Source organism: Bacillus sp. JS (assembly GCF_000259365.1).
Lineage (GTDB): Bacteria > Bacillota > Bacilli > Bacillales > Bacillaceae > Bacillus > Bacillus stercoris.
Map to the genome: position 1 here is coordinate 1,069,812 of NC_017743.1, position 19,755 is coordinate 1,089,566.

General features: G+C 43.6%; 18 protein-coding genes. 10 read left to right on the forward strand and 8 right to left on the reverse strand.

All coding sequences use genetic code 11. The annotated features are described in order from the left end of the window. The first annotated feature begins 152 nt into the window (after nucleotides 1–152). On the forward strand, nucleotides 153–1,559 hold the full coding sequence (gene spoVR, locus MY9_RS05350) for a stage V sporulation protein SpoVR (RefSeq protein ID WP_014663345.1): 1,407 nt from the start codon (nucleotides 153–155) through the stop codon (nucleotides 1,557–1,559). A gap of 29 nt (nucleotides 1,560–1,588) precedes the next feature. Here spoVR and phoA read toward each other — a convergent pair whose 3' ends face one another. Further along, nucleotides 1,589–2,974, reverse strand: coding sequence for an alkaline phosphatase PhoA (gene phoA, locus MY9_RS05355; RefSeq protein ID WP_081483605.1), 1,386 nt, complete (start codon nucleotides 2,972–2,974; stop codon nucleotides 1,589–1,591). Nucleotides 2,975–3,502: 528 nt separating this feature from the next. Here phoA and lytE point away from each other — a divergent pair. Continuing rightward, nucleotides 3,503–4,513, forward strand: a complete 1,011-nt coding sequence (gene lytE / locus MY9_RS05360) for a peptidoglycan endopeptidase LytE (protein ID WP_014663347.1) — start codon at nucleotides 3,503–3,505, stop codon at nucleotides 4,511–4,513. Between the two features lie 69 nt (nucleotides 4,514–4,582). On the opposite strand, the gene citR is transcribed toward lytE, so the two are convergent. Continuing rightward, nucleotides 4,583–5,458, reverse strand: a complete 876-nt coding sequence (gene citR / locus MY9_RS05365) for a transcriptional regulator CitR (RefSeq protein WP_014663348.1) — start codon at nucleotides 5,456–5,458, stop codon at nucleotides 4,583–4,585. Nucleotides 5,459–5,566: 108 nt separating this feature from the next. Here citR and citA point away from each other — a divergent pair, with 108 nt between their 5' ends. From citA to MY9_RS05385, 4 genes are all read left to right on the forward strand, one after another. Next, nucleotides 5,567–6,667 carry a citrate synthase CitA gene (gene citA / locus MY9_RS05370; protein ID WP_014663349.1) on the forward strand — a complete coding sequence of 367 codons (1,101 nt, stop codon included), beginning with the start codon at nucleotides 5,567–5,569 and terminating at the stop codon, nucleotides 6,665–6,667. 73 nt (nucleotides 6,668–6,740) lie between these two features. Next, nucleotides 6,741–7,610, forward strand: coding sequence for an SDR family oxidoreductase (locus tag MY9_RS05375; protein ID WP_014663350.1), 870 nt, complete (start codon nucleotides 6,741–6,743; stop codon nucleotides 7,608–7,610). Nucleotides 7,611–7,859: 249 nt separating this feature from the next. Continuing rightward, entirely contained in the window at nucleotides 7,860–9,257 is a 1,398-nt protein-coding gene (gene bcaP, locus MY9_RS05380) for a branched-chain amino acid transporter BcaP (protein ID WP_014663351.1), read from the forward strand. Between the two features lie 122 nt (nucleotides 9,258–9,379). Then, on the forward strand, nucleotides 9,380–10,735 hold the full coding sequence (locus tag MY9_RS05385; RefSeq protein ID WP_014663352.1) for a sodium-dependent transporter: 1,356 nt from the start codon (nucleotides 9,380–9,382) through the stop codon (nucleotides 10,733–10,735). A gap of 35 nt (nucleotides 10,736–10,770) precedes the next feature. On the opposite strand, the gene pdxR is transcribed toward MY9_RS05385, so the two are convergent. Further along, nucleotides 10,771–12,180: a MocR-like pyridoxine biosynthesis transcription factor PdxR gene (pdxR, locus tag MY9_RS05390; protein WP_014663353.1), complete on the reverse strand. Its 1,410-nt coding sequence runs from the start codon at nucleotides 12,178–12,180 to the stop codon at nucleotides 10,771–10,773. 109 nt (nucleotides 12,181–12,289) lie between these two features. Here pdxR and MY9_RS05395 point away from each other — a divergent pair, with 109 nt between their 5' ends. Beyond that, the gene (locus MY9_RS05395; protein ID WP_041521283.1) at nucleotides 12,290–12,718 is read left to right on the forward strand and encodes a GNAT family N-acetyltransferase; all 429 of its coding nucleotides are present in this window, start codon (nucleotides 12,290–12,292) and stop codon (nucleotides 12,716–12,718) included. A gap of 32 nt (nucleotides 12,719–12,750) precedes the next feature. Here MY9_RS05395 and MY9_RS05400 read toward each other — a convergent pair whose 3' ends face one another. Genes MY9_RS05400 through sigM form a run of 3 tightly spaced genes read right to left on the reverse strand, consistent with a single transcriptional unit; the run spans nucleotide 12,751 to nucleotide 14,586 of the window. Beyond that, complete coding sequence (locus MY9_RS05400; protein ID WP_003233341.1) at nucleotides 12,751–13,041, reverse strand: anti-sigma-M factor; 291 nt, start codon at nucleotides 13,039–13,041, stop codon at nucleotides 12,751–12,753. Continuing rightward, nucleotides 13,029–14,105 carry an anti-sigma factor gene (locus tag MY9_RS05405; RefSeq protein WP_014663355.1) on the reverse strand — a complete coding sequence of 359 codons (1,077 nt, stop codon included), beginning with the start codon at nucleotides 14,103–14,105 and terminating at the stop codon, nucleotides 13,029–13,031. The genes MY9_RS05400 and MY9_RS05405 overlap by 13 nt, the downstream gene beginning before the upstream one ends. Continuing rightward, nucleotides 14,095–14,586, reverse strand: a complete 492-nt coding sequence (gene sigM, locus MY9_RS05410; protein ID WP_003224177.1) for an RNA polymerase sigma factor SigM — start codon at nucleotides 14,584–14,586, stop codon at nucleotides 14,095–14,097. Before sigM ends, MY9_RS05405 begins: the two co-directional genes overlap by 11 nt. A 195-nt stretch (nucleotides 14,587–14,781) precedes the next feature. On the opposite strand from sigM, the gene akrN reads away from it, so the two are divergent. Further along, complete coding sequence (gene akrN / locus MY9_RS05415; RefSeq protein WP_014663356.1) at nucleotides 14,782–15,777, forward strand: aldo/keto reductase AkrN; 996 nt, start codon at nucleotides 14,782–14,784, stop codon at nucleotides 15,775–15,777. Between the two features lie 134 nt (nucleotides 15,778–15,911). Further along, entirely contained in the window at nucleotides 15,912–16,511 is a 600-nt protein-coding gene (locus MY9_RS05420; protein WP_014663357.1) for a 1-acylglycerol-3-phosphate O-acyltransferase, read from the forward strand. A gap of 57 nt (nucleotides 16,512–16,568) precedes the next feature. On the opposite strand, the gene MY9_RS05425 is transcribed toward MY9_RS05420, so the two are convergent. Further along, entirely contained in the window at nucleotides 16,569–17,903 is a 1,335-nt protein-coding gene (locus MY9_RS05425) for a hemolysin family protein (protein WP_040083600.1), read from the reverse strand. A gap of 60 nt (nucleotides 17,904–17,963) precedes the next feature. Further along, nucleotides 17,964–18,395: a Cu(I)-responsive transcriptional regulator gene (gene cueR / locus MY9_RS05430; protein WP_040083818.1), complete on the reverse strand. Its 432-nt coding sequence runs from the start codon at nucleotides 18,393–18,395 to the stop codon at nucleotides 17,964–17,966. A gap of 157 nt (nucleotides 18,396–18,552) precedes the next feature. Between cueR and MY9_RS05435 the strand changes: the two genes are divergently transcribed. Beyond that, the gene (locus MY9_RS05435) at nucleotides 18,553–19,734 is read left to right on the forward strand and encodes a pyridoxal phosphate-dependent aminotransferase (RefSeq protein WP_014663360.1); all 1,182 of its coding nucleotides are present in this window, start codon (nucleotides 18,553–18,555) and stop codon (nucleotides 19,732–19,734) included. Nucleotides 19,735–19,755: the final 21 nt, after the last annotated feature.

Consider the following 19,755-nt stretch of genomic DNA (forward strand, 5'->3'; position numbering starts at 1 on the left):
CTTTTTTTCGTAGTATGGTGTGTGTTTACCCACTGATCCAATAAGCAAACTACTGAATGTGCCGGGGAATTTTTTTCTAGCCAGAGTGAGGCTATCATCTTTTGTCTGGCGGGGTCATACATTATAGATAAGTCCAAGTAGGGGGGATTCGGTTGAACGCGGAGGAGAAGAAAGAATTACAGCGGGCAATTGAGGAAATTACCGAAATTGCAAAAGGATTCGGCCTTGATTTCTACCCGATGAGATATGAAATCTGCCCGGCTGAAATTATTTATACATTTGGCGCGTACGGGATGCCGACAAGATTCAGCCACTGGAGCTTTGGCAAGCAGTTTCACAAAATGAAGCTGCATTATGATCTGGGATTAAGCAAGATTTATGAGCTGGTCATTAACTCAGATCCATGCTACGCTTTTTTGCTGGACAGCAACTCACTGATCCAAAATAAATTGATTGTCGCTCACGTTCTTGCCCATTGCGATTTCTTCAAAAACAACTGCCGTTTCCAAAACACGAAGCGCGATATGGTGGAAAGCATGGCGGCAACGGCTGAACGGATAAAACACTATGAACAGGTTCACGGGATAAAAGAAGTAGAGTCATTTTTAGATGCGATCCTTGCGATTCAGGAGCATATCGATCCGTCGTTGGTCCGCCCAAAGCTCCAATGGAGTGTGGATGATGAGGAAGAGGAGATTGAAGAGGCAGCCACACCTTACGATGATTTATGGTCTTTGGATGAAAAGAAACCGAAAAAACAAGTGAAAAAATCGAAAAAACCGTTCCCGCCGCGGCCAGAAAAAGATATCCTGCTTTTTATCGAGGAGCATTCGCGGGAGCTGGAGCCATGGCAGCGTGATATATTAACGATGATGAGAGAGGAAATGCTTTATTTCTGGCCTCAGCTGGAAACAAAGATTATGAATGAGGGCTGGGCTTCCTATTGGCACCAGCGAATTATACGTGAGCTTGATTTAACCTCTGATGAAGCGATCGAGTTCGCCAAGCTGAATGCAGGTGTCGTTCAGCCGTCCAAAACAGGCATTAACCCTTATTATTTAGGGCTGAAAATATTTGAAGACATTGAGGAGCGGTACAACAACCCGACGGAGGAAATGAAGAAAATGGGCGTGCAGCCTGACTCCGGTCGGGAGAAAATGTTTGAGGTCAGGGAGATTGAATCCGATATCTCTTTCATCCGCAATTATTTAACCAAAGACTTAGTCATGCGCGAAGATCTTTATTTGTTTCAAAAACAGGGCAGAGATTATAAGATCATTGATAAAGAGTGGAAGTCGGTGCGCGACCAGCTCGTAAGCATGCGGGTAAATGGCGGCTTTCCATATTTGACGGTAAACGACGGCGATTATATGAAAAATAACGAACTCTATATTAAGCATTGGTATGAGGGCATAGAGCTGGATTTGAAATACTTGGAGAAAGTGCTCCCTTATTTATTCCAGCTTTGGGGAAGAAGCGTGCACATTGAGTCTGTGCTTGAGGATAAGGAAGTCATGTTTTCGTATGATGGAAAAGGTGTTCACCGCAGGTATTTATAAAAAAAAGGATGCAGCGTTCTGCATCCTTTTTATTTTCCAGCTTTTAAAATCTTAAATATGATATTTGCCTGATCGGTATTGTTAATCAATCCGCGGAATTTTTCTTTTCCGGGACCGTACGCGTATACCGGCACTTGTTCGCCGGTGTGATCGGTACTCGTCCATCCGCTGTTAGAGCGAGTATTAAAAATCTTGATGATGGCTTTGTAGGCGCCTTTGCTTTTGTCAGCCTGTGCAGCAGCTTCAACACTTTTGATTTCTTCTGATGTAATTTTCAGATTTGTATAGCGGGCGAGCACATCTTTGACCGGTTTGCCTTCACTGATTTTTTTGGCCATAAATTCAGGCGTTTTTTTCGCGGAGAGAATCGGCTCCGCGTGCCAATTCTTTTCGCCGTTTGCGCCAATGGCAAAGCCGCCGGTTGTATGGTCAGCAGTTGCAATGACAAGTGTATGTTTGTCTTTTTTCGCAAATTCAATCGCGGCTTTATAGGCCTGTTCAAAGTCTTTCACCTCGCTCATGGCTCCTACTGTATCATTGTCATGGGCCGCCCAGTCAATTTGGCTGCCTTCGACCATCAAGAAAAATCCTTTTTTATTTTGGTTCAAGCGTTCAATTGCTGAAACCGTCATGTCTTTGAGAGACGGTGTTTTGCTGTCGCGATCAAGCGCTTTAGCAAGCCCTCCATCCGCGAAAAGCCCGAGCACCTGCTGATCCTTATTTTTCTTCAGAGCTTCTTTAGTAGTCACATAGCTGTAGCCGGCTTGTTTGAATTCCTTTGTCAAGTTTCTGTCCTTGCGGTTAAAATACGATTTTCCGCCGCCCAGCAAAACGTCTATTTTTTGTTTGCCTTTTATTTTGTCATCCATATAGCTATTGGCGATTTGGTCCATGTTTTTCCGAGATTTATTGTGGGCCCCATATGCGGCAGGGGTGGCGTGGTTAATTTCAGACGTTGCAACAAGACCTGTTGACTTGCCTTGTTGTTTGGCCTCTTCAAGCACAGATTTCACTTTTTTTCCGTTTTTATCGACGCCAATTGCATTGTTATATGTCTTAACGCCTGTCGCTAATGCTGTTCCGGCAGCTGCTGAATCTGTAATATTATAATCAGGGTCATCCGGATGCGTCATCATCATGCCTGTCAAATTCCGGTCAAATTCAGTCAACTTCGGGTTATTCGGTGTTTCACCGTTATTTTTCAGGGAACGGTAGGCGTTTATGTAAGACGTCCCCATGCCGTCGCCTATCATCACAATGACATTTCTGATCTCAGCTTTGTCTTGTTTTTTGGCGCTTGCCGTTTCGGTTTGCTGCAGCTCGGCTCCGGCAAAGATTCCAGCTGTAAGGACTGAAACAGCGGCGATTGGCAGAAGTTTTAATTTCATATTTTGAAACAAATTCATTTTTAGCATGCCTCCTTTAATGTGTTATGTTTATCATGTTAGGGAAATTTTGTTAAATGCATCTGTTGATCGTGTAAACATTAAGTAAAGCATTGTAAGGAAATGAAAAACGTCCTTTCGTTATTTTGCCTTAGTTGGTTCAAAGCATTCCTTTTTCAGAAAAATCTTTACCTCTCTGTCTTTGCATGATATGTTTGTTTAAATAAAAAAACTGCGGATAACCGCAGCTTTCCTCGTATATTCTTTATCACACATTCTTCCATAAGTGAGTGGACTCCCGAAAGTTTTCATTTATTTCCTTTATGTTGAAAAACATCCCATAAAACATGACAAAAGCACTCGTTTTTTGTCACCTTTGCAACGAAAATGAAATATTTAATACCCTTAAAAACTTTTTTTTAGAACGAATAATTAAGAAATTTGTCACATGAAGTCAAGACTATTTCTAATGGGAATCTATCCTTATAATAGAAACCAATAAGATTAATTAAAAAAAAGAGATACATATATAGAGAGTTAACATTTGGGGAGGAAAATATGAAAAAGCAAATCATTACAGCTACGACAGCAGTTGTTTTAGGATCGACATTATTTGCAGGAGCGGCGTCTGCACAAAGCATTAAGGTGAAAAAAGGCGACACGTTATGGGATCTTTCAAGAAAATACGACACAACGATCAGTAAAATTAAATCAGAGAACCACCTTCGTTCAGACTTTATTTATGTGGGACAGACTTTATCGATTAACGGCAAATCTACAAGTTCAAAAAGCAGCAGTTCTTCTTCTTCCTCTTCTTCTACGTACAAAGTAAAGAGCGGAGACAGCCTGTGGAAAATTTCAAAAAAATACGGCATGACAGTCAATGAACTGAAAAAACTGAATGGCTTAAAATCAGACTTGCTTCGTGTTGGACAAGTCCTGAAACTGAAAGGCTCATCAAGTTCAAGCAGCTCCAGCTCATCGAGCGTATCAACGTCATCAACTTCCACTTATAAAGTGAAGCGCGGGGACAGTCTGTCTAAAATCGCAAAACAATACGGCACTACGGTTAGCAAATTAAAAAGCTTAAACGGCTTAAAATCAGATGTAATCTATGTCAACCAAGTATTGAAGGTGAAAGGAACAAGCACTAGCAGCTCCAAACCTGCTTCTTCTTCATCATCTTCAAGCAGCAAAGCATCATCTACTACATCACTGAATGTGAGCAAGCTGGTTTCTGATGCGAAAGTGTTAGTCGGAACGCCATATAAATGGGGCGGAACGACAACTTCCGGCTTTGACTGCAGCGGATTCATTTGGTATGTACTGAATAAACAAACAAGTGTGGGCAGAACAAGCACTGCGGGATACTGGAGTTCTATGAAAAGCATTGCCAGCCCGTCTGTTGGTGACTTCGTCTTCTTCACAACATATAAATCCGGCCCTTCTCACATGGGGATTTACATTGGAAACAACAGCTTCATTCATGCAGGATCTGACGGCGTACAAATCAGCAGCCTGGACAACAGCTACTGGAAGCCTCGTTACCTCGGTGCGAAAAGATTCTAATTTTAGAGGAAACCCGTTCATTGGAACGGGTTTTTTTCATTAGACGGAGCACATTCATTTTGGTTGCTCCTAAAAATGAAAATGTGATAAAAAATCCAAGAATTTTTTTTCTTTCTTATTTTCATAAAGGGCGATTGCATAAGCGCCGGCATAGGGCAGCTGAGCAGACTGATAAGGGATTCTGATCATCTGTTTTTCTGCTAACTCCCGCTTTACTGTAGATAAAGGCAGAAATGAAACCCCGAGTCCTTCCTTGATAAACCGTTTCGTTATATGTGTTTGTGTAACCTTCATTGTCCTCACAAATGGAAATGTCACTCTGACTTGACGGAGCAAGTCGTCCCAGTAATCAGGATGATTGTGGGTCAAAAGCAGGTATTGCTCGAGCACCTCTTTGGCATCAATTTCTTTGTCTTCTATGAAACGCTGATCGGGCGGGGCAACAAGGACGACAGGGTCTTTATAAAGGCAGTGGCAGCTTAAAGAGGAAGACTGTACCTTTAGACAGCTCAATCCGATATCAGCTTCCCCGGCTTTTATCAGTGACGCGATTTCCGCTGATTCGAAAATCGTCACCGCCATTTCTGTTTCCGTGTTCATTGCTGTGTACCGCTTCATGACAGAAGGAAGCACAGTATCTGCAATAAGCGGAGAAACCGCGAGCTGTAAGGTTTGAGAGTAGCCTTGCCGCACTCTGTGAAGCTCTGCCATGCTGTTTTCATAATCATCAAGAAGCCTGAGCGCATACGGTAAATAAGCCCTGCCTTCATCAGTCAGCTGGATCTGTCTGCCTTTTCGCTCAAACAGCTTGCAGCTGATTTCTTTTTCTAATTGCTTGATATGCACAGTCACAGTGGGCTGAGATAAGAAAAGCGTTTCAGCTGTTTTTCGGAAGTTTTCATATTTCGCAGCGGTCACAAAGGTATGAAGCCATTTGAAATCCATTTCTATTCTCCCTCTGATTAATATTTTTAATTAATTTCCTTTAAAATATTCATTATTTTTTAAATATTATATTTACTATAATAACAGAAAAGGATAGGGGGAATACAAATGGTACATTACGGATTAAAGGGAATTACATGTGTGGAAACATCCATCAGCCATATTGATGGTGAAAAAGGACGTCTAATTTACAGAGGCCATCATGCAAAAGACATCGCACTGAATCATAGCTTTGAAGAAGCGGCTTATTTGATTTTATTTGGGAAACTGCCTTCAGCTGAAGAATTGCAGGTATTTAAAGATAAGCTGGCTGCGGACCGGCACCTTCCGGAACACATTGAGCGCTTGGTTCAGTCATTGCCAAACAACATGGACGATATGTCGGTGCTGAGAACGGTTGTGTCAGCATTGGGGGAAAATACGTACACATTCCATCCGAAAACAGAAGAAGCAATCCGGCTGATTGCAATCACGCCCTCCATCATTGCCTACAGAAAAAGATGGACGCGCGGTGAACAAGCTATAACACCTTCTTCCCAGTACGGACATGTCGAAAACTATTATTATATGCTCACAGGTGAACAGCCTTCAGAGGCAAAAAAGAAAGCGCTTGAAACCTATATGATTCTGGCCATGGAGCACGGCATGAACGCATCCACTTTTTCGGCACGGGTTACCTTATCTACAGAAAGTGATTTAGTGTCAGCCGTCACGGCTGCTCTTGGCACGATGAAAGGCCCGCTCCACGGAGGCGCCCCTTCTGCTGTGACAAAAATGCTTGAAGACATTGGAGAAAAAGAACATGCTGAAGCATATCTGAAAGAAAAACTCGAAAAAGGAGAGCGCTTGATGGGATTCGGCCACAGGGTGTACAAAACAAAAGACCCGCGGGCAGAAGCTTTGAGACAGAAAGCAGAAGAGGTGGCCGGCAATGACCGCGATCTCGCTCTCGCTCTCCATGTAGAAGCAGAAGCGATTCGTTTGCTTGAAATCTACAAACCGGGACGAAAGCTGTACACAAATGTTGAATTTTATGCGGCTGCTGTGATGAAGGCCATCGATTTTGACGATGAATTGTTTACACCGACCTTTTCAGCAAGCCGAATGGTGGGATGGTGCGCCCATGTGCTGGAACAGGCAGAAAACAACATGATTTTCCGCCCGTCAGCGAAATATACAGGTGCCATTCCTGAGGAAGTTCTTTCATAGCATATTTTGGCGTTTATTCACTTCTGTCGTGTGGTAACGTTCAGTATCAACCACATGTCTAGGAGTGATGAATGTGAACCCAATGGACAGACAAACAGAAGGACAAGAACCCCAGCATCAGGACAGACAGCCGGGGATTGAATCAGAAATGAATCCGCTGCCCCTGTCAGATGACGAGGATTATCGAGGAAGCGGAAAATTGAAAGGAAAAGTCGCGATCATTACCGGAGGCGACAGCGGGATAGGGAGAGCAGCAGCCATTGCGTTTGCTAAAGAGGGGGCTGATATCTCAATTCTTTACTTAGATGAGCATTCGGACGCAGAGGAAACACGTAAACGGATCGAAAAGGAAAATGTCCGCTGCCTGCTTATCCCGGGAGATGTCGGGGACGAGAACCATTGTGAACAAGCTGTGCAGCAAACAGTGGACCATTTTGGCAAACTAGATATCTTGGTGAACAACGCCGCTGAACAGCATCCCCAGGACAGCATTCTCAATATTTCAACAGAACAGCTGGAAAAAACCTTTCGCACAAATATTTTTTCCATGTTTCATATGACGAAGAAAGCTTTGCCTCACTTGCGAGAGGGGAGTGCCATTATTAATACGACGTCGATTACCGCTTATGAAGGAGATACGGCGTTAATTGATTATTCCAGCACAAAAGGTGCGATTGTCTCCTTTACGCGGTCCATGGCGATGTCGCTTGCGGATAAAGGCATCAGAGTGAATGCGGTGGCGCCCGGTCCGATTTGGACACCGCTTATTCCGGCGACATTCCCTGAGGAAAAAGTGAAACAGCATGGCTTGGATACCCCAATGGGAAGACCGGGACAGCCGGTTGAGCATGCGGGCGCCTATGTTCTGCTGGCGTCTGACGAATCTTCCTATATGACAGGGCAGACCATTCATGTGAATGGCGGCCGTTTTATTTCAACGTAATCAACGAAAAACCAGCTTTGATAGCTGGTTTTTTGTGTGGTTAGAAATTGGAAAATAAAAAATTTGTCGATTTTTCTAACAATTTTGTTTTCATTTTTGCAATTTTATATATAATATTGAGTAGGAGAAAGGAATGATTCACGACCAGTACAAATATAGTAGAAAAACAGGAAAATGACCATTGCCGCTCATGAATTCAGAAAATTCAAATAAAATATATAAAAATAGATGATCGGGAGTTGAAGGGGAATGAAAGGGAGCGTATTTAGGAAGAAAAGCATTCAGGATTTAATCGCTGCGACGAGCGGTGAAAAGTCTTTAAAAAGAGAATTAGGGGCGTTCGATTTAACGTTGCTTGGAATCGGCGCCATTATTGGTACAGGAATTTTTGTTCTGACGGGAACAGGCGCAGTCACGGCAGGTCCCGGACTGACCATTTCATTTGTTGTGGCGGCGCTGGCTTGTTTATTCGCCGCCCTGTCTTACGCGGAGTTTGCGTCAAGTGTGCCTGTTTCAGGTTCGGTGTATACATTCACTTATGCGACATTGGGAGAGCTTATGGCCTTTATTATCGGGTGGGATTTAATTTTAGAATACATGCTGGCGGTAAGTGCAGTGTCGGTCGGCTGGTCTGGTTATTTCCAATCATTTTTATCAGGGCTCGGCATTCATCTTCCGGTTGCTTTAACAGCGGCACCGGGCGCAGTGAAAGGCACCTTTACTCTGTTTAATCTTCCTGCATTCGTCATTGTAATGGCGATCACATATTTGCTATATTTAGGCATCAAAGAATCAAAAAGAGTCAACAATATCATGGTTATCTTGAAGATACTGGTTGTTCTGCTGTTTATCGCGGTGGCAGCCGTTTACGTAAAGCCGCATAACTGGCAGCCGTTTATGCCAATGGGCTTTGGCGGCGTATTCAGTGCAGCGGCGCTCGTATTCTTTGCTTTTATCGGATTTGACGCTGTATCCTCTGCTGCGGAAGAGACGAAAAATCCCGCGAAGGATCTGCCAAAAGGCATTATTTTCTCTTTATTGGTTTGCACGATTTTATATGTCACCGTATCAGCAATCATGACTGGGGTTATCCCGTTTGCTCAATTTGCGGGTGTGGATCATCCGGTTTCTCTTGTTCTTCAAAGCGCAGGGCAAAACTGGGTGGCTGGCATCATTGATATTGGCGCCGTGCTGGGAATGACAACAGTTATGCTCGTGATGCTTTACGGGCAGACCCGCGTCATGTTTGCCATGTCGCGTGACGGACTTGTGCCGGGCTCACTTTCTAAAGTGCATCCAAAGCACAAAACACCTTATGTAGCCACTTGGTTTTTCGGAACGATGTCGGCGCTTCTCGGCTCACTTGTTCCGCTGGATGAACTTGCAAAGCTGGTAAACATCGGGACGTTGTCGGCATTTGTCCTGATTTCTGTGGCAGTTATCGTTTTGAGAAAGAAACAGCCTGATCTTCCGAGAGCTTTTAAATGCCCGGGAGTTCCCGTGATCCCAGGCCTGGCGATTCTGTTCTGCCTGTTCTTGATTTTAAATCTGGGATGGGTGACGATTTTCCGCTTCCTGGTGTGGCTGTTAATCGGCTTGGTCATCTATTTCCTGTATTCAAGAAAGCATTCAAAATTAAATCAATAAATAACCTTTTGATAAAGAGAGCGGCCATACAGGCCGCTCTCTTTTCTGTTCTTGGCAAATGAATCTATAGAAATGAAGACAAAAATAAGAGATAATATAGGCTGGAAAGGAAGTGACGTTTATTGTCTGAGCAAAAACCAGTCCAATGGGCTTCGAAAATTGGTTTCGTCATGGCAGCGGCCGGTTCGGCTATCGGCTTGGGCGCGATTTGGAAGTTCCCTTACGTAGCGGGGACCAATGGGGGAGGAGCCTTTTTTCTTATCTTCGTGTTATTTACCATCCTCTTAGGCTATCCGCTTTTGGTGGGGGAATTTATTTTTGGAAGACGGAACCAGACGAATGCCATTGATGCATATAAAAAAGAAGCGCCGCGATCAGCTTGGTTTCTTACCGGGTGGATCGGTGTAGCCGCGTGTTTCTTAGTGCTGTCGTTTTACAGTGTAATCGGAGGATGGATCTTGCTGTATATCGTAAAAACGGCGTCAGGCTCACTGTCCGGGCTTTCCCAAGCACAGTATGGCGCTCTTTTTGCTTCTATTATCCAAAATCCGGTGCAGACGCTCACGGCTCAGCTTGTTTTTATGGTACTGACTGTCATCGTTGTCGCCAGAGGGGTTCAAAAAGGGATTGAACGGGTCAGCGCGGTGATAATGCCGATTTTGTTTTTGTTGTTTATTCTGCTTGTTCTCCGGTCTCTTACGCTTAATGGTGGAATGGAAGGCGTAAAGTTTCTGCTTGTGCCACATTTCAGCGATCTGACTCCGGAATCTATATTATTCGCTTTGGGACAGGCTTTCTTTACGTTAACATTGGGGGTATCGGTGATGGTGACCTATAGCTCCTATTTGCCGAAAACACAAAATATCCCTCGTTCGGCAGCCTCCATTGTCTTGATGAATATCATTGTGACACTCTTGGCAGGTTTGGCTATTTTTCCGGCGGTTTTTTCATTCGGTTTTCAGCCAAATGAAGGACCGACACTGCTGTTTACAGTGCTTCCAGCCGTTTTTGAACAGCTGCCGTTTGGCACGTTGTTTTTTATCGGCTTTCTCGTTGCATTTTTATTTGCGGCCTTAACCTCAGCATTTTCGATGGTTGAAATTATTGTCGCCACAATCGGAAAAGGGGACGAAAAGAAGAGAAAAAAACTGTCATGGACGAGCGGGCTTTTGATTTTTTTGGTCGGAATCCCATGCTGCTTGTCTTATGGCGTATTGAGTGATGTGCACCTATTTGGCAAAACGTTTTTTGATATTGCCGATTTTACCGTCAGCAATGTTTTAATGCCTTCAGGCGCTCTGTTAATTTCTCTGTTTATCCCGCTTAAAATTTCGAAGAGCGAGCTCTTGGCAGAAATGAGAAATGGATCAAATACAGGTAAAGCATTCTTTTACACATGGTTTTATTTGCTTCGTTTTATCGTGCCGCTTGCCATTATTATCGTGTTCTTAAATTTAATTGGAATTTTATCTTTTTAAAAAAACAGGCTCCGGGAATGGAGCCTGTTTTTTATTTAATAAGATGATATCAACGGCGTCCATGCCGTTTTTAGTTTTTGGATGCCGAGCTTGATGTCCTCTTCTGACAAACCGCCATAACCGATTAAGACAGAAACAAAAGGCGTTCGTTCTTTATATGAAGGGGAGACGGGATAGATGGTTACACCGTTGTTTGCTGCTGTTTTTATTGCTTCTTCCTCACTTGCTGGAAACAAAAGACGCAGCAGAATGTGAAGCCCTGAGTTTTTACCGAGAATCTCAACGGTGTTTCCTAGTTCAGAGCGGATGGCTTCTAACCGGACAGCGTGTTTTTTTCGGTATAGGCCTCTCATTCTATTTATGTGTTTTTGCCACTCTCCGGTTTCGATGAAGTCTGCCAGTGCGAATTGCGAGTGGGCAGAGACGGTTTGCTTCATTAACTGAGCGTTGTTTTTGATCGATTTCATGAGTTCAGGGGGCACAATCATGAAGCTAAGCCGCAAGGAAGGCAGAAGTGACTTTGAAAAAGTGCCAAGATATATGACTCTGCCATTCGGATCTAGACCCTGTAAAGACGGAATGGGATGGCCGCTGTAGCGAAATTCCCCGTCATAATCATCCTCTATAATGAATGAATTTGATTTTGCTGCCCATGCAAGCAGCTCCTGTCTGCGGGTTATCGTCATGATGGTCCCAAGCGGAAACTGATGCGAAGGAGTCGTATACATGAAATAAGGATTCCGGCGGTAGAGCTCATCCGGCAGGACGCCTTCTGCATCAGTACAAATCGGAATGACATTCATGCGATTTGCTTCAAATATCTTTCTTGAACGGTGAAAGCCCGGTTCTTCAAATCCGATTTTTGTCCCTGGTTTTAGCATAAGGCAAAGAATTTGCAGAAGCACGGTGGTTCCTGCACCAATGATAATCTGGCCGGGATCGCAATTGACTCCCCGAGACAGCCTGACGAATCGGGCAATCGTGTGTCTGAGTTCGTATTCTCCCTGAGGGTCGCCAGAGGTGTGAAACGAATCGGAATAGCGATCCAGACTTTTTACTATGCTTTTTCTCCATGCGGTAAACGGGAAGTGGGCCGGATCAACATTGCCTTGATGAAAGTCAATAGCAGGTGCGTTCTTTTTATGTGAGCCAGGCTGTGCAGACTGCTGAAAATGGTCAGGAGCTGACGGAAAATCTGGTTCTACTTCCGCGGCGAACCAGCCGATTTTCGGCTTGCTTTTGACATAGCCCTCAGCAGTTAATTGCTCGTAAGCTCGTTCTATTGTTGCCGTGCTGACATCGAGCAAGCTGGAGAGCCTGCGTTTTGAAGGAAGTTTTGTTCCCTTTGTGATTCGCGCATGTGAAATCTCTTGTTTGAAAAAGGTATAGAGCTGCTCATACAGCGGTATTTTGCTCTTTTTATCAAGAAACGGCGTGATATCCATCTCATGTCTCCTTTTTATCTGGCATGGTCATTTTTTCTGATATTGGCTATTTGGTAAATGCCATTTATTAGCTATGATCATTGTAACGAAAGGAAAGGGGATTGAGAAGATGATTCATATCAAACAATTAACCACGAAAGAAGAATGGGCTGAGTCGTATCCGATCATGGGTGAATTGAGAACAGAACTAGATATCGAGACGTATTTACAAAGGCTTGAAGCCTGTGTGCAGAAAGAATCGTATATGCTGTTTGCCTTATATGAAGATACAGAGATCAGAGCGCTGTGCGGCGCTCAGCCGAGGGTTTCCATTCATAAAGGAGAGCACTTGTGGGTTGCGGATCTAGTTACAACGGCACCTAGCCGATCAAAGGGATACGGCAAAATGCTTTTGGATTATGCCGCAGACTGGGCGAGTAAAGCCAGACTTGGCTTTGTCAGTCTTTCATCTGGCCTTCAGCGTAAAGACGCACATCGATTTTATACAGAAAAAATGGGTTTTGCTATAGAAAGCTATTTGTTCCGAAAACCGGTGTAAATGAAAAAAGACGCCTGAAAAGGCGTCTTTTTTTAAAAGCCAAACTGTAAATTTGTATCTACAGAAACAATGGTATACACACAAATAATCACAAAGAGATTAAGGATGACGCCGAGCAGGCCGGGGCCTGTGCGTCCTCTCTTGATGAAGAGTTCAACAACGCCGAACGGAACGGCAGCCATGGCGAACGGAAGCATTTGATAGGAATAAAACGTGACATTGCTGATAATCGCCAAATTCAGCAAGAGCAGGGACAGAACCGCTGTCCCGACAGAGATCCAGCCGAATACATTGTGTTCTTTAAAAATTCTTACCAGTTCCATAATTCCACCTCGCCGACATTCGCTGATTTTACAGATTTGTTTTTCAGCATCCGCTGGATTTCCTTGGTTGGTCCTGTAACGACCGAACCGTAAACATTGACACCGTTTTTCTCTACATAATCTAATCGGTTATCTACATTCAGGTCTTTGCGTTTTGAAATGACCTGAGCCCATTTTTCGTGTTTGGACATAAATTTCAGGGCGTTGATAAACTGATCGCCATTCGACTTGCCTTTTGTATTAAGGGCAGCCAAGAACTTTGAATCCTTTCCAGGATAGCCAAGAGGTTCTGTTGAAGCTGTCTTATTTGTGTTTTTCTCTGTTTCGATTGCGTTCCACAAAAAGCTCACATCATAGCCTTTGAATTTGTTATACACGTCTTTTGTCGGATATGCGCGGTCATATGAAAGGTAGACCTCGGATACCGTTCCTTCAGGCAATGTCTTTAATGTTTTTTCTGCTTTTGCGGTTGTTTGTTCAGACGTGTTTGAAGGGTGTGTGAAGTAATGGCCGGTTTTATTCGCTTCTAAGTCATAGTAGTTTACAGCCGGCGCTTTTACTTTGTTATAAAACATTTCAACCCGTTCATTCCCTACGGCAGCCGTCTTCGTGCCAATCTGCTTTTGCAGCGGGAATTCCGTATTCATGCCAAACAGCTTCACTTGGCTTTTCAGCCCGGAAGTATCAACAAGAACATTCGGCATGGTCAGGGCTACAGTGACGGCGGCGGTTTCCATAAACTCATTGCCGGTGCTGTGTTTTCCGCCCATCCCGTAATAGAGGTAGCTTCCCAGCGTGCAAAGTGGCAAAATCATCAATGTCGAAATGACGGCAAGTACAGAAATTCGCAAATAAGATTTGCGTTTGCCGTAGGCTAAAATCGCTTTTTGTTTTTCAGGACTGATGCTGATATCCCAATCGTTATCGTCCTCTAGCTCGCTGTCAATCAGTTCCTGATATACTTCGAGCTTCTCAAGTTCTTCCTCAAATGCGGTCATTTCCTGGTCGCTCATTTCCCCATTTTTATATTGATCAAAACGCTTTTTAAATTCTTCATTCATCATTAACACCTCTATTATAAAGTGCTTTCAGCCGCTGTCTGGCACGAAATAAAACACTTTTAAAATTCGCCTCTGAAATATTCATAATATGGGATGCTTCTTTGTAATTTAACTCTTTTAAATAATATAACGTTAAGGCCTCCCGATAATTATCGGGGAGCTCGGACATATAACCAGTCAGCACTTCCTTTATCTCTACCTGATGGGCAGGGCTCTGAACAGCATTTTGAAAGAGGCTTCCGATTAAGTCATCAGAAATGGTTACTTCTTTCTTATGCTTTCTGACGTAATCAATGAAGGCGTTTCGCGCCACTTGAAAAAGCCAGGGCTTTACTTTGCTGTGATCATAGGAGTGAATGTGTATGTATGCCCGCATAAAGGTTTCCTGCAGCAAGTCTTCAGCAAGATGCTTGTCTTTTGTCATGGAGAGCAGGAACCTGTAAACATCATTCATGTACATTTGGTAAATTTCATCGATCGTCACTGCCTTTTCTCCCCTCTATGTTATACACGCATAAGAAAGGTTTAAAGTTGCACATTACATGCAAACGGCTTTTTTATACCTAATCAAACACCATTCCTATATAGTACCCAAAAATGGCCGCAAAAGATAGTGCGGAGAAATGTTTAACAATTTTTCCAAGGGGAAAAGACAGTGAAAAAGTGAAGGAGTGGCACAATGGAATATACCAGTATCGCAGAAACAGGAATAGAAGCCGCCAGAATCGGCCTCGGCACATGGGCGATTGGAGGCACGATGTGGGGAGGCACTGACGAAAAAACATCGATTAAAACAATCCGCGCCGCTCTTGATCAGGGGATTACACTGATTGACACCGCGCCGGCTTACGGCTTCGGGCAGTCCGAGGAAATCGTCGGAAAGGCAATCAAGGAGTACGGCAAAAGAGAAAAGGTAATTCTCGCAACGAAAACGGCTTTGGACTGGAGGAACAACCAACTGTTCCGCCATGCGAACAGAGCGAGAATTGTAGAGGAAGTTGAGGATTCTTTAAAACGGCTTCAAACAGATTATATTGACCTTTATCAGGTGCATTGGCCTGATCCGCTTGTGCCAATTGAAGAAACAGCGGAAGTCATGAAGGAATTATATGATGCGGGAAAAATCCGGGCGATTGGCGTAAGCAATTTTTCGATTGAGCAAATGGATACATTTCGCGCTGTTTCACCACTCCATACGATTCAGCCTCCTTATAATTTGTTTGAAAGAGAAATGGAAGAGAATGTTCTTCCGTATGCGAGAGATCACAAGGTGACAACATTATTATACGGCAGTTTATGCAGAGGGCTGTTAACAGGCAAAATGACCGAAGAATATACATTTGAGGGCGATGATCTGCGTAATCACGATCCAAAATTCTTGAAGCCCCGCTTTAAAGAGTATCTTTCTGCTGTCAATCAATTGGATAAGCTGGCGAAGACACGTTATGGAAAATCAGTGATTCACTTGGCTGTCAGATGGATCTTAGATCAGCCGGGAGCGGATATCGCTCTTTGGGGAGCAAGAAAGCCTGGGCAGCTTGAGGCGCTATCTGAGATTACAGGCTGGACGCTGAATAGTGAAGATCAGAAAGATATCAATGCCATATTGGAAAATACAATTTCAGACCCAGTCGGACCGGAGTTTATGGCCCCGCCGACCAGAGAGGAAATATAACAAAAGCTGAGGGCGAATCCTCAGCTTTTTGGCGTTTTAACGGGAGAAATCTTAAAAATTAGTACCAGGTAATAAAAAATATTGTTATAATAGATGACAGAAAGAATCATTGATTACGACAAAGGAAGTGCGATATGTATAAGTTTTGTGCAAATGCTTTAAAAGTTATTCTTTCTCTTCGCGGAGGAGTGAAGGTGTATAACAAAGAAAACCTTCCGGCCGATTCAGGTTTTGTCATCGCGTGTACACATTCCGGCTGGGTTGATGTGATTACACTCGGAGTCGGGATTCTTCCTTATCAAATACACTACATGGCGAAAAAAGAGCTTTTTCAAAATAAATGGATCGGTTCGTTTCTGCAGAAAATTCATGCCTTTCCGGTAGATCGGGAAAATCCCGGGCCAAGCAGTATTAAAACACCGATTAAGCTGCTGAAAGAAGGAGAGATTGTCGGTATCTTCCCAAGCGGAACAAGAACCTCTGAGGACGTGCCTTTGAAAAGAGGTGCGGTGACAATTGCGCAAATGGGGAAAGCGCCGCTTGTTCCTGCTGCATATCAGGGCCCTTCAAGCGGAAAAGAATTGTTCAAAAAAGGAAAAATGAAGCTGATTATCGGTGAGCCTCTTCACCAGGCTGATTTTGCCCACCTGCCGTCAAAGGAAAGACTTGCAGCAATGACAGAGGCTTTGAATCAGCGGATTAAAGAATTAGAGAATAAACTTGATCAGCTATAGGCGTTAGCCTGAAACTGTGAAAATAAGAAAAGCACCTTGTATAAGGTGCTTTTCTTATTATGCTTCCTGCTGGTTAGCAGTCTCGAGAAGTTCTTCTTCTTGAAGCTTTTTCACTTCAATATATGCGACGTGGTGGCCGTCAATTTCATTAATGATGAATTCGCAGCCTTCTTCGATGATAGAATCATCTTTTTCAACATCGTATTTTTGAGTAAGGAACCAGCCGCCGATTGTATCGACTTCTTCGTTCTCTAAATGAATGCCGAGCAGGTCGTTTACTTGGTCAATTAGCACTTTTCCGTCAAGAATATAATGGCCTTCGCCGATTTTGCGGATTTCGCTAATTTCATCAATATCAAATTCATCGCGAATTTCACCGACAATTTCCTCGATGATGTCTTCAACCGTTACAAGCCCGGCAGTGCCGCCGTATTCATCAGACAAGATGGCCATGTGGACCCTCTCTTTTTGCATTTTGACAAGCAGGTCTTGGATCGGCGCAGATTCGATGACATGAATGATCGGATTGACGAATTCAGAAATGGTCGAATCAACAGATACCTCGCCGCTGATGCAGGCGGTCAGCACTTCTTTTATGTTAATAACCCCGATAATGTTATCTTTATCGCCCTCTTCCACAGGGTAGCGGGTATATTTTTCAATCTGAATGATGTCCATCATTTCAGAAATCTTGATATCATGCGGAAGGCTGACAATTTCGGTCCGCGGAATCATAATTTCTTTCGCGAGCCTGTCGTCAAATTCAAAGATTTTATTCACATATTTAAACTCTGACTGGTTGATTTCACCGCTTTTATAGCTTTCAGACAAAATGATTCGCAGCTCTTCTTCAGAGTGGGCCAGTTCGTTTTCTGAAACGGTCTCCAGGCCAAATGCTTTTGTCAATAACCGTGCGGAATTGTTCAAAAGCCAAATGAACGGGAACATAATGCGGTAAAACCAAATCAGCGGTTTCGCAAACAGCATAGACACTGCTTCCGCCTTTTGGATAGCGACTGTCTTAGGTGCAAGTTCTCCAACAACAACGTGCAGGAACGTGATAATGGCATACGCAAAAATAAACGATATGACATGTGAAAGGGAACCTGGAACGTTCAATTTTACGAAAAGCGGGTGAAGCAGCCTTTCAATCGTTGATTCACCTAAAACCCCTAATCCGATGGAAGTCAGTGTAATTCCGAGCTGACACGCAGATAAATATTCATCAAGATGCGTGGTCACTTTTTTTACGGCTATTGCTGCTTTATTTCCTTCCGCGATCAGCTGATCGATCCGTGAGCCTCTGATTCTGATAATGGCAAACTCAGATGCCACGAAAAATGCCGTCAGGGCGATTAAAACAGCAACTAAAATCAAATTCACTATGTCCAATTAGAACCTTCACTCTAGCAATGAGAATGAAGGTAACACCTCCTGTTAGATAAAATGGTTTTAACTTAACAGCAGCATTAATGATTGGAACACGGCGAGCTTTTCAGGCGGGAGCTTGCTTTTCAGCTTGTCACGATCCTCAGGCTTCAGCCGTTCAAACCGATGCAAGATTCCGGAGATGTTTTGATTCATATGATCAATTTCTAATGCCAGATTTCCAATTTCATCATTAAGTTTAGCTGAAGAGGGAAACTGGTTCTCCAGTCGATCTTTAATATCGGACAGGGCCAATCGCTGCTTCTTGCAATCTACAATAAATATAAGCCGTTTGAGTGCATTTTCGTCGTAGTAACGGTAATTTGAACAGGATCTGGCCGGCGTAAGCAGACCGAGATTCGTATAATAATCAACTGTCCTTTTCGTTACTCCGGCGAGCGCCGCTAGTTCACTGATGCGATAAGTCTCAGCCCCATCTATATCCCTCCCAACCATCACGTTATAGTTATGAGAATAGTTTAATATATGAACGGTGTCTTGCACAAGTTTATTGTTTTTTCCCAGACGGGAATTGGAAGCTGTGGAATTCATGATCTGATTGAAGTAACATAAGAAGATAGAATTTTCAAATGATGATACACGGAAGGGACAGATGAAATTGGCTGGGTTATCCCGGGAAGTTAAAGAAAACTTAAATAAAGGATCTTGGATTCGCAAGCTGTTTGATGAAGGTGCAAGGCTGAAGAAAGAGTTCGGGGAAGACCAGGTATTTGATTTTTCACTCGGCAACCCGATTGTTGAACCTCCTGAAGCTTTTAAGAGAGCGTTAATAGCGGAAGCTGAAAAAGGAAGCCACGGATACATACAAAACCAAGGTCTTCCGGCAGCGAGAGAAAAAGTCGCGCAATTTCTGGGGTCACGTTTTGAAGCTGATTTCTCAGCGGAGCGGATTGTCATGACGGTGGGCGCGGGCGGCGCTTTGAATGTTGCGTTAAAAAGCATCATAAACCCTGGGGAAGAAGTCATTATTCTTGCACCTTATTTTGCCGAATATAAGTTGTATATTGAGAACTATGGGGGCAAGGCCGTCAGCTGCCCGTTGACAGACCGGTTCGAGATCGACATTGAAGCGGTAAGGCAATCGATCACCCCGCAGACAAAAGGGCTGATTCTCAATACACCGCATAACCCGACAGGCACTGTTCTCAGCCAGAAAAATATAGACGATTTAGGCGCTTTATTAAAAGAAATAGAAGAAAAAAACGGCCAGACGATTTATGTGCTGTTTGATGAACCGTATAGTCAATTAATCTATGATGAAGAGCTGGCAAATCCGTTTCAATCGTATCATCGTGTGATTTTGGCCAGCTCATTCAGTAAGGATCTCGGCATAGCCGGGGAGCGGCTCGGGTATATCGGATTAGACAGCCGAATGCCGAATGCGGACCTTTTGATTAACGCTTTTGTGTATTGTAATCGAACGCTTGGATTTGTGAATGCCCCTGTTATGATGCAGCGGACTGTGGCACGAATGGATGATTTAAGAGTAGACGCAAGCGCGTATAAGGAGCGTCGGGATTTAATGGTAGATATTTTAAAAGAAGCCGGTTTTGAATTTGAAATGCCAAAGGGAGGCTTCTTTGTTTTTCCGAAATCGCCGATTGAAGATGAAGTCGCATTTTGCGTGCATGCCGCCCAAAAATACAAATTATTAATTGTGCCGAGCAGCGGTTTTGGAATGAGCGGGCATTTCCGTTTATCCTTCAGTGTGCCGATCGAGCAGATTAAAAACTCACGGGATATTTTCATTTCTTTATATAAAGATTTTGCTTAAGAAGGCAAAGAAAGAGAAAAC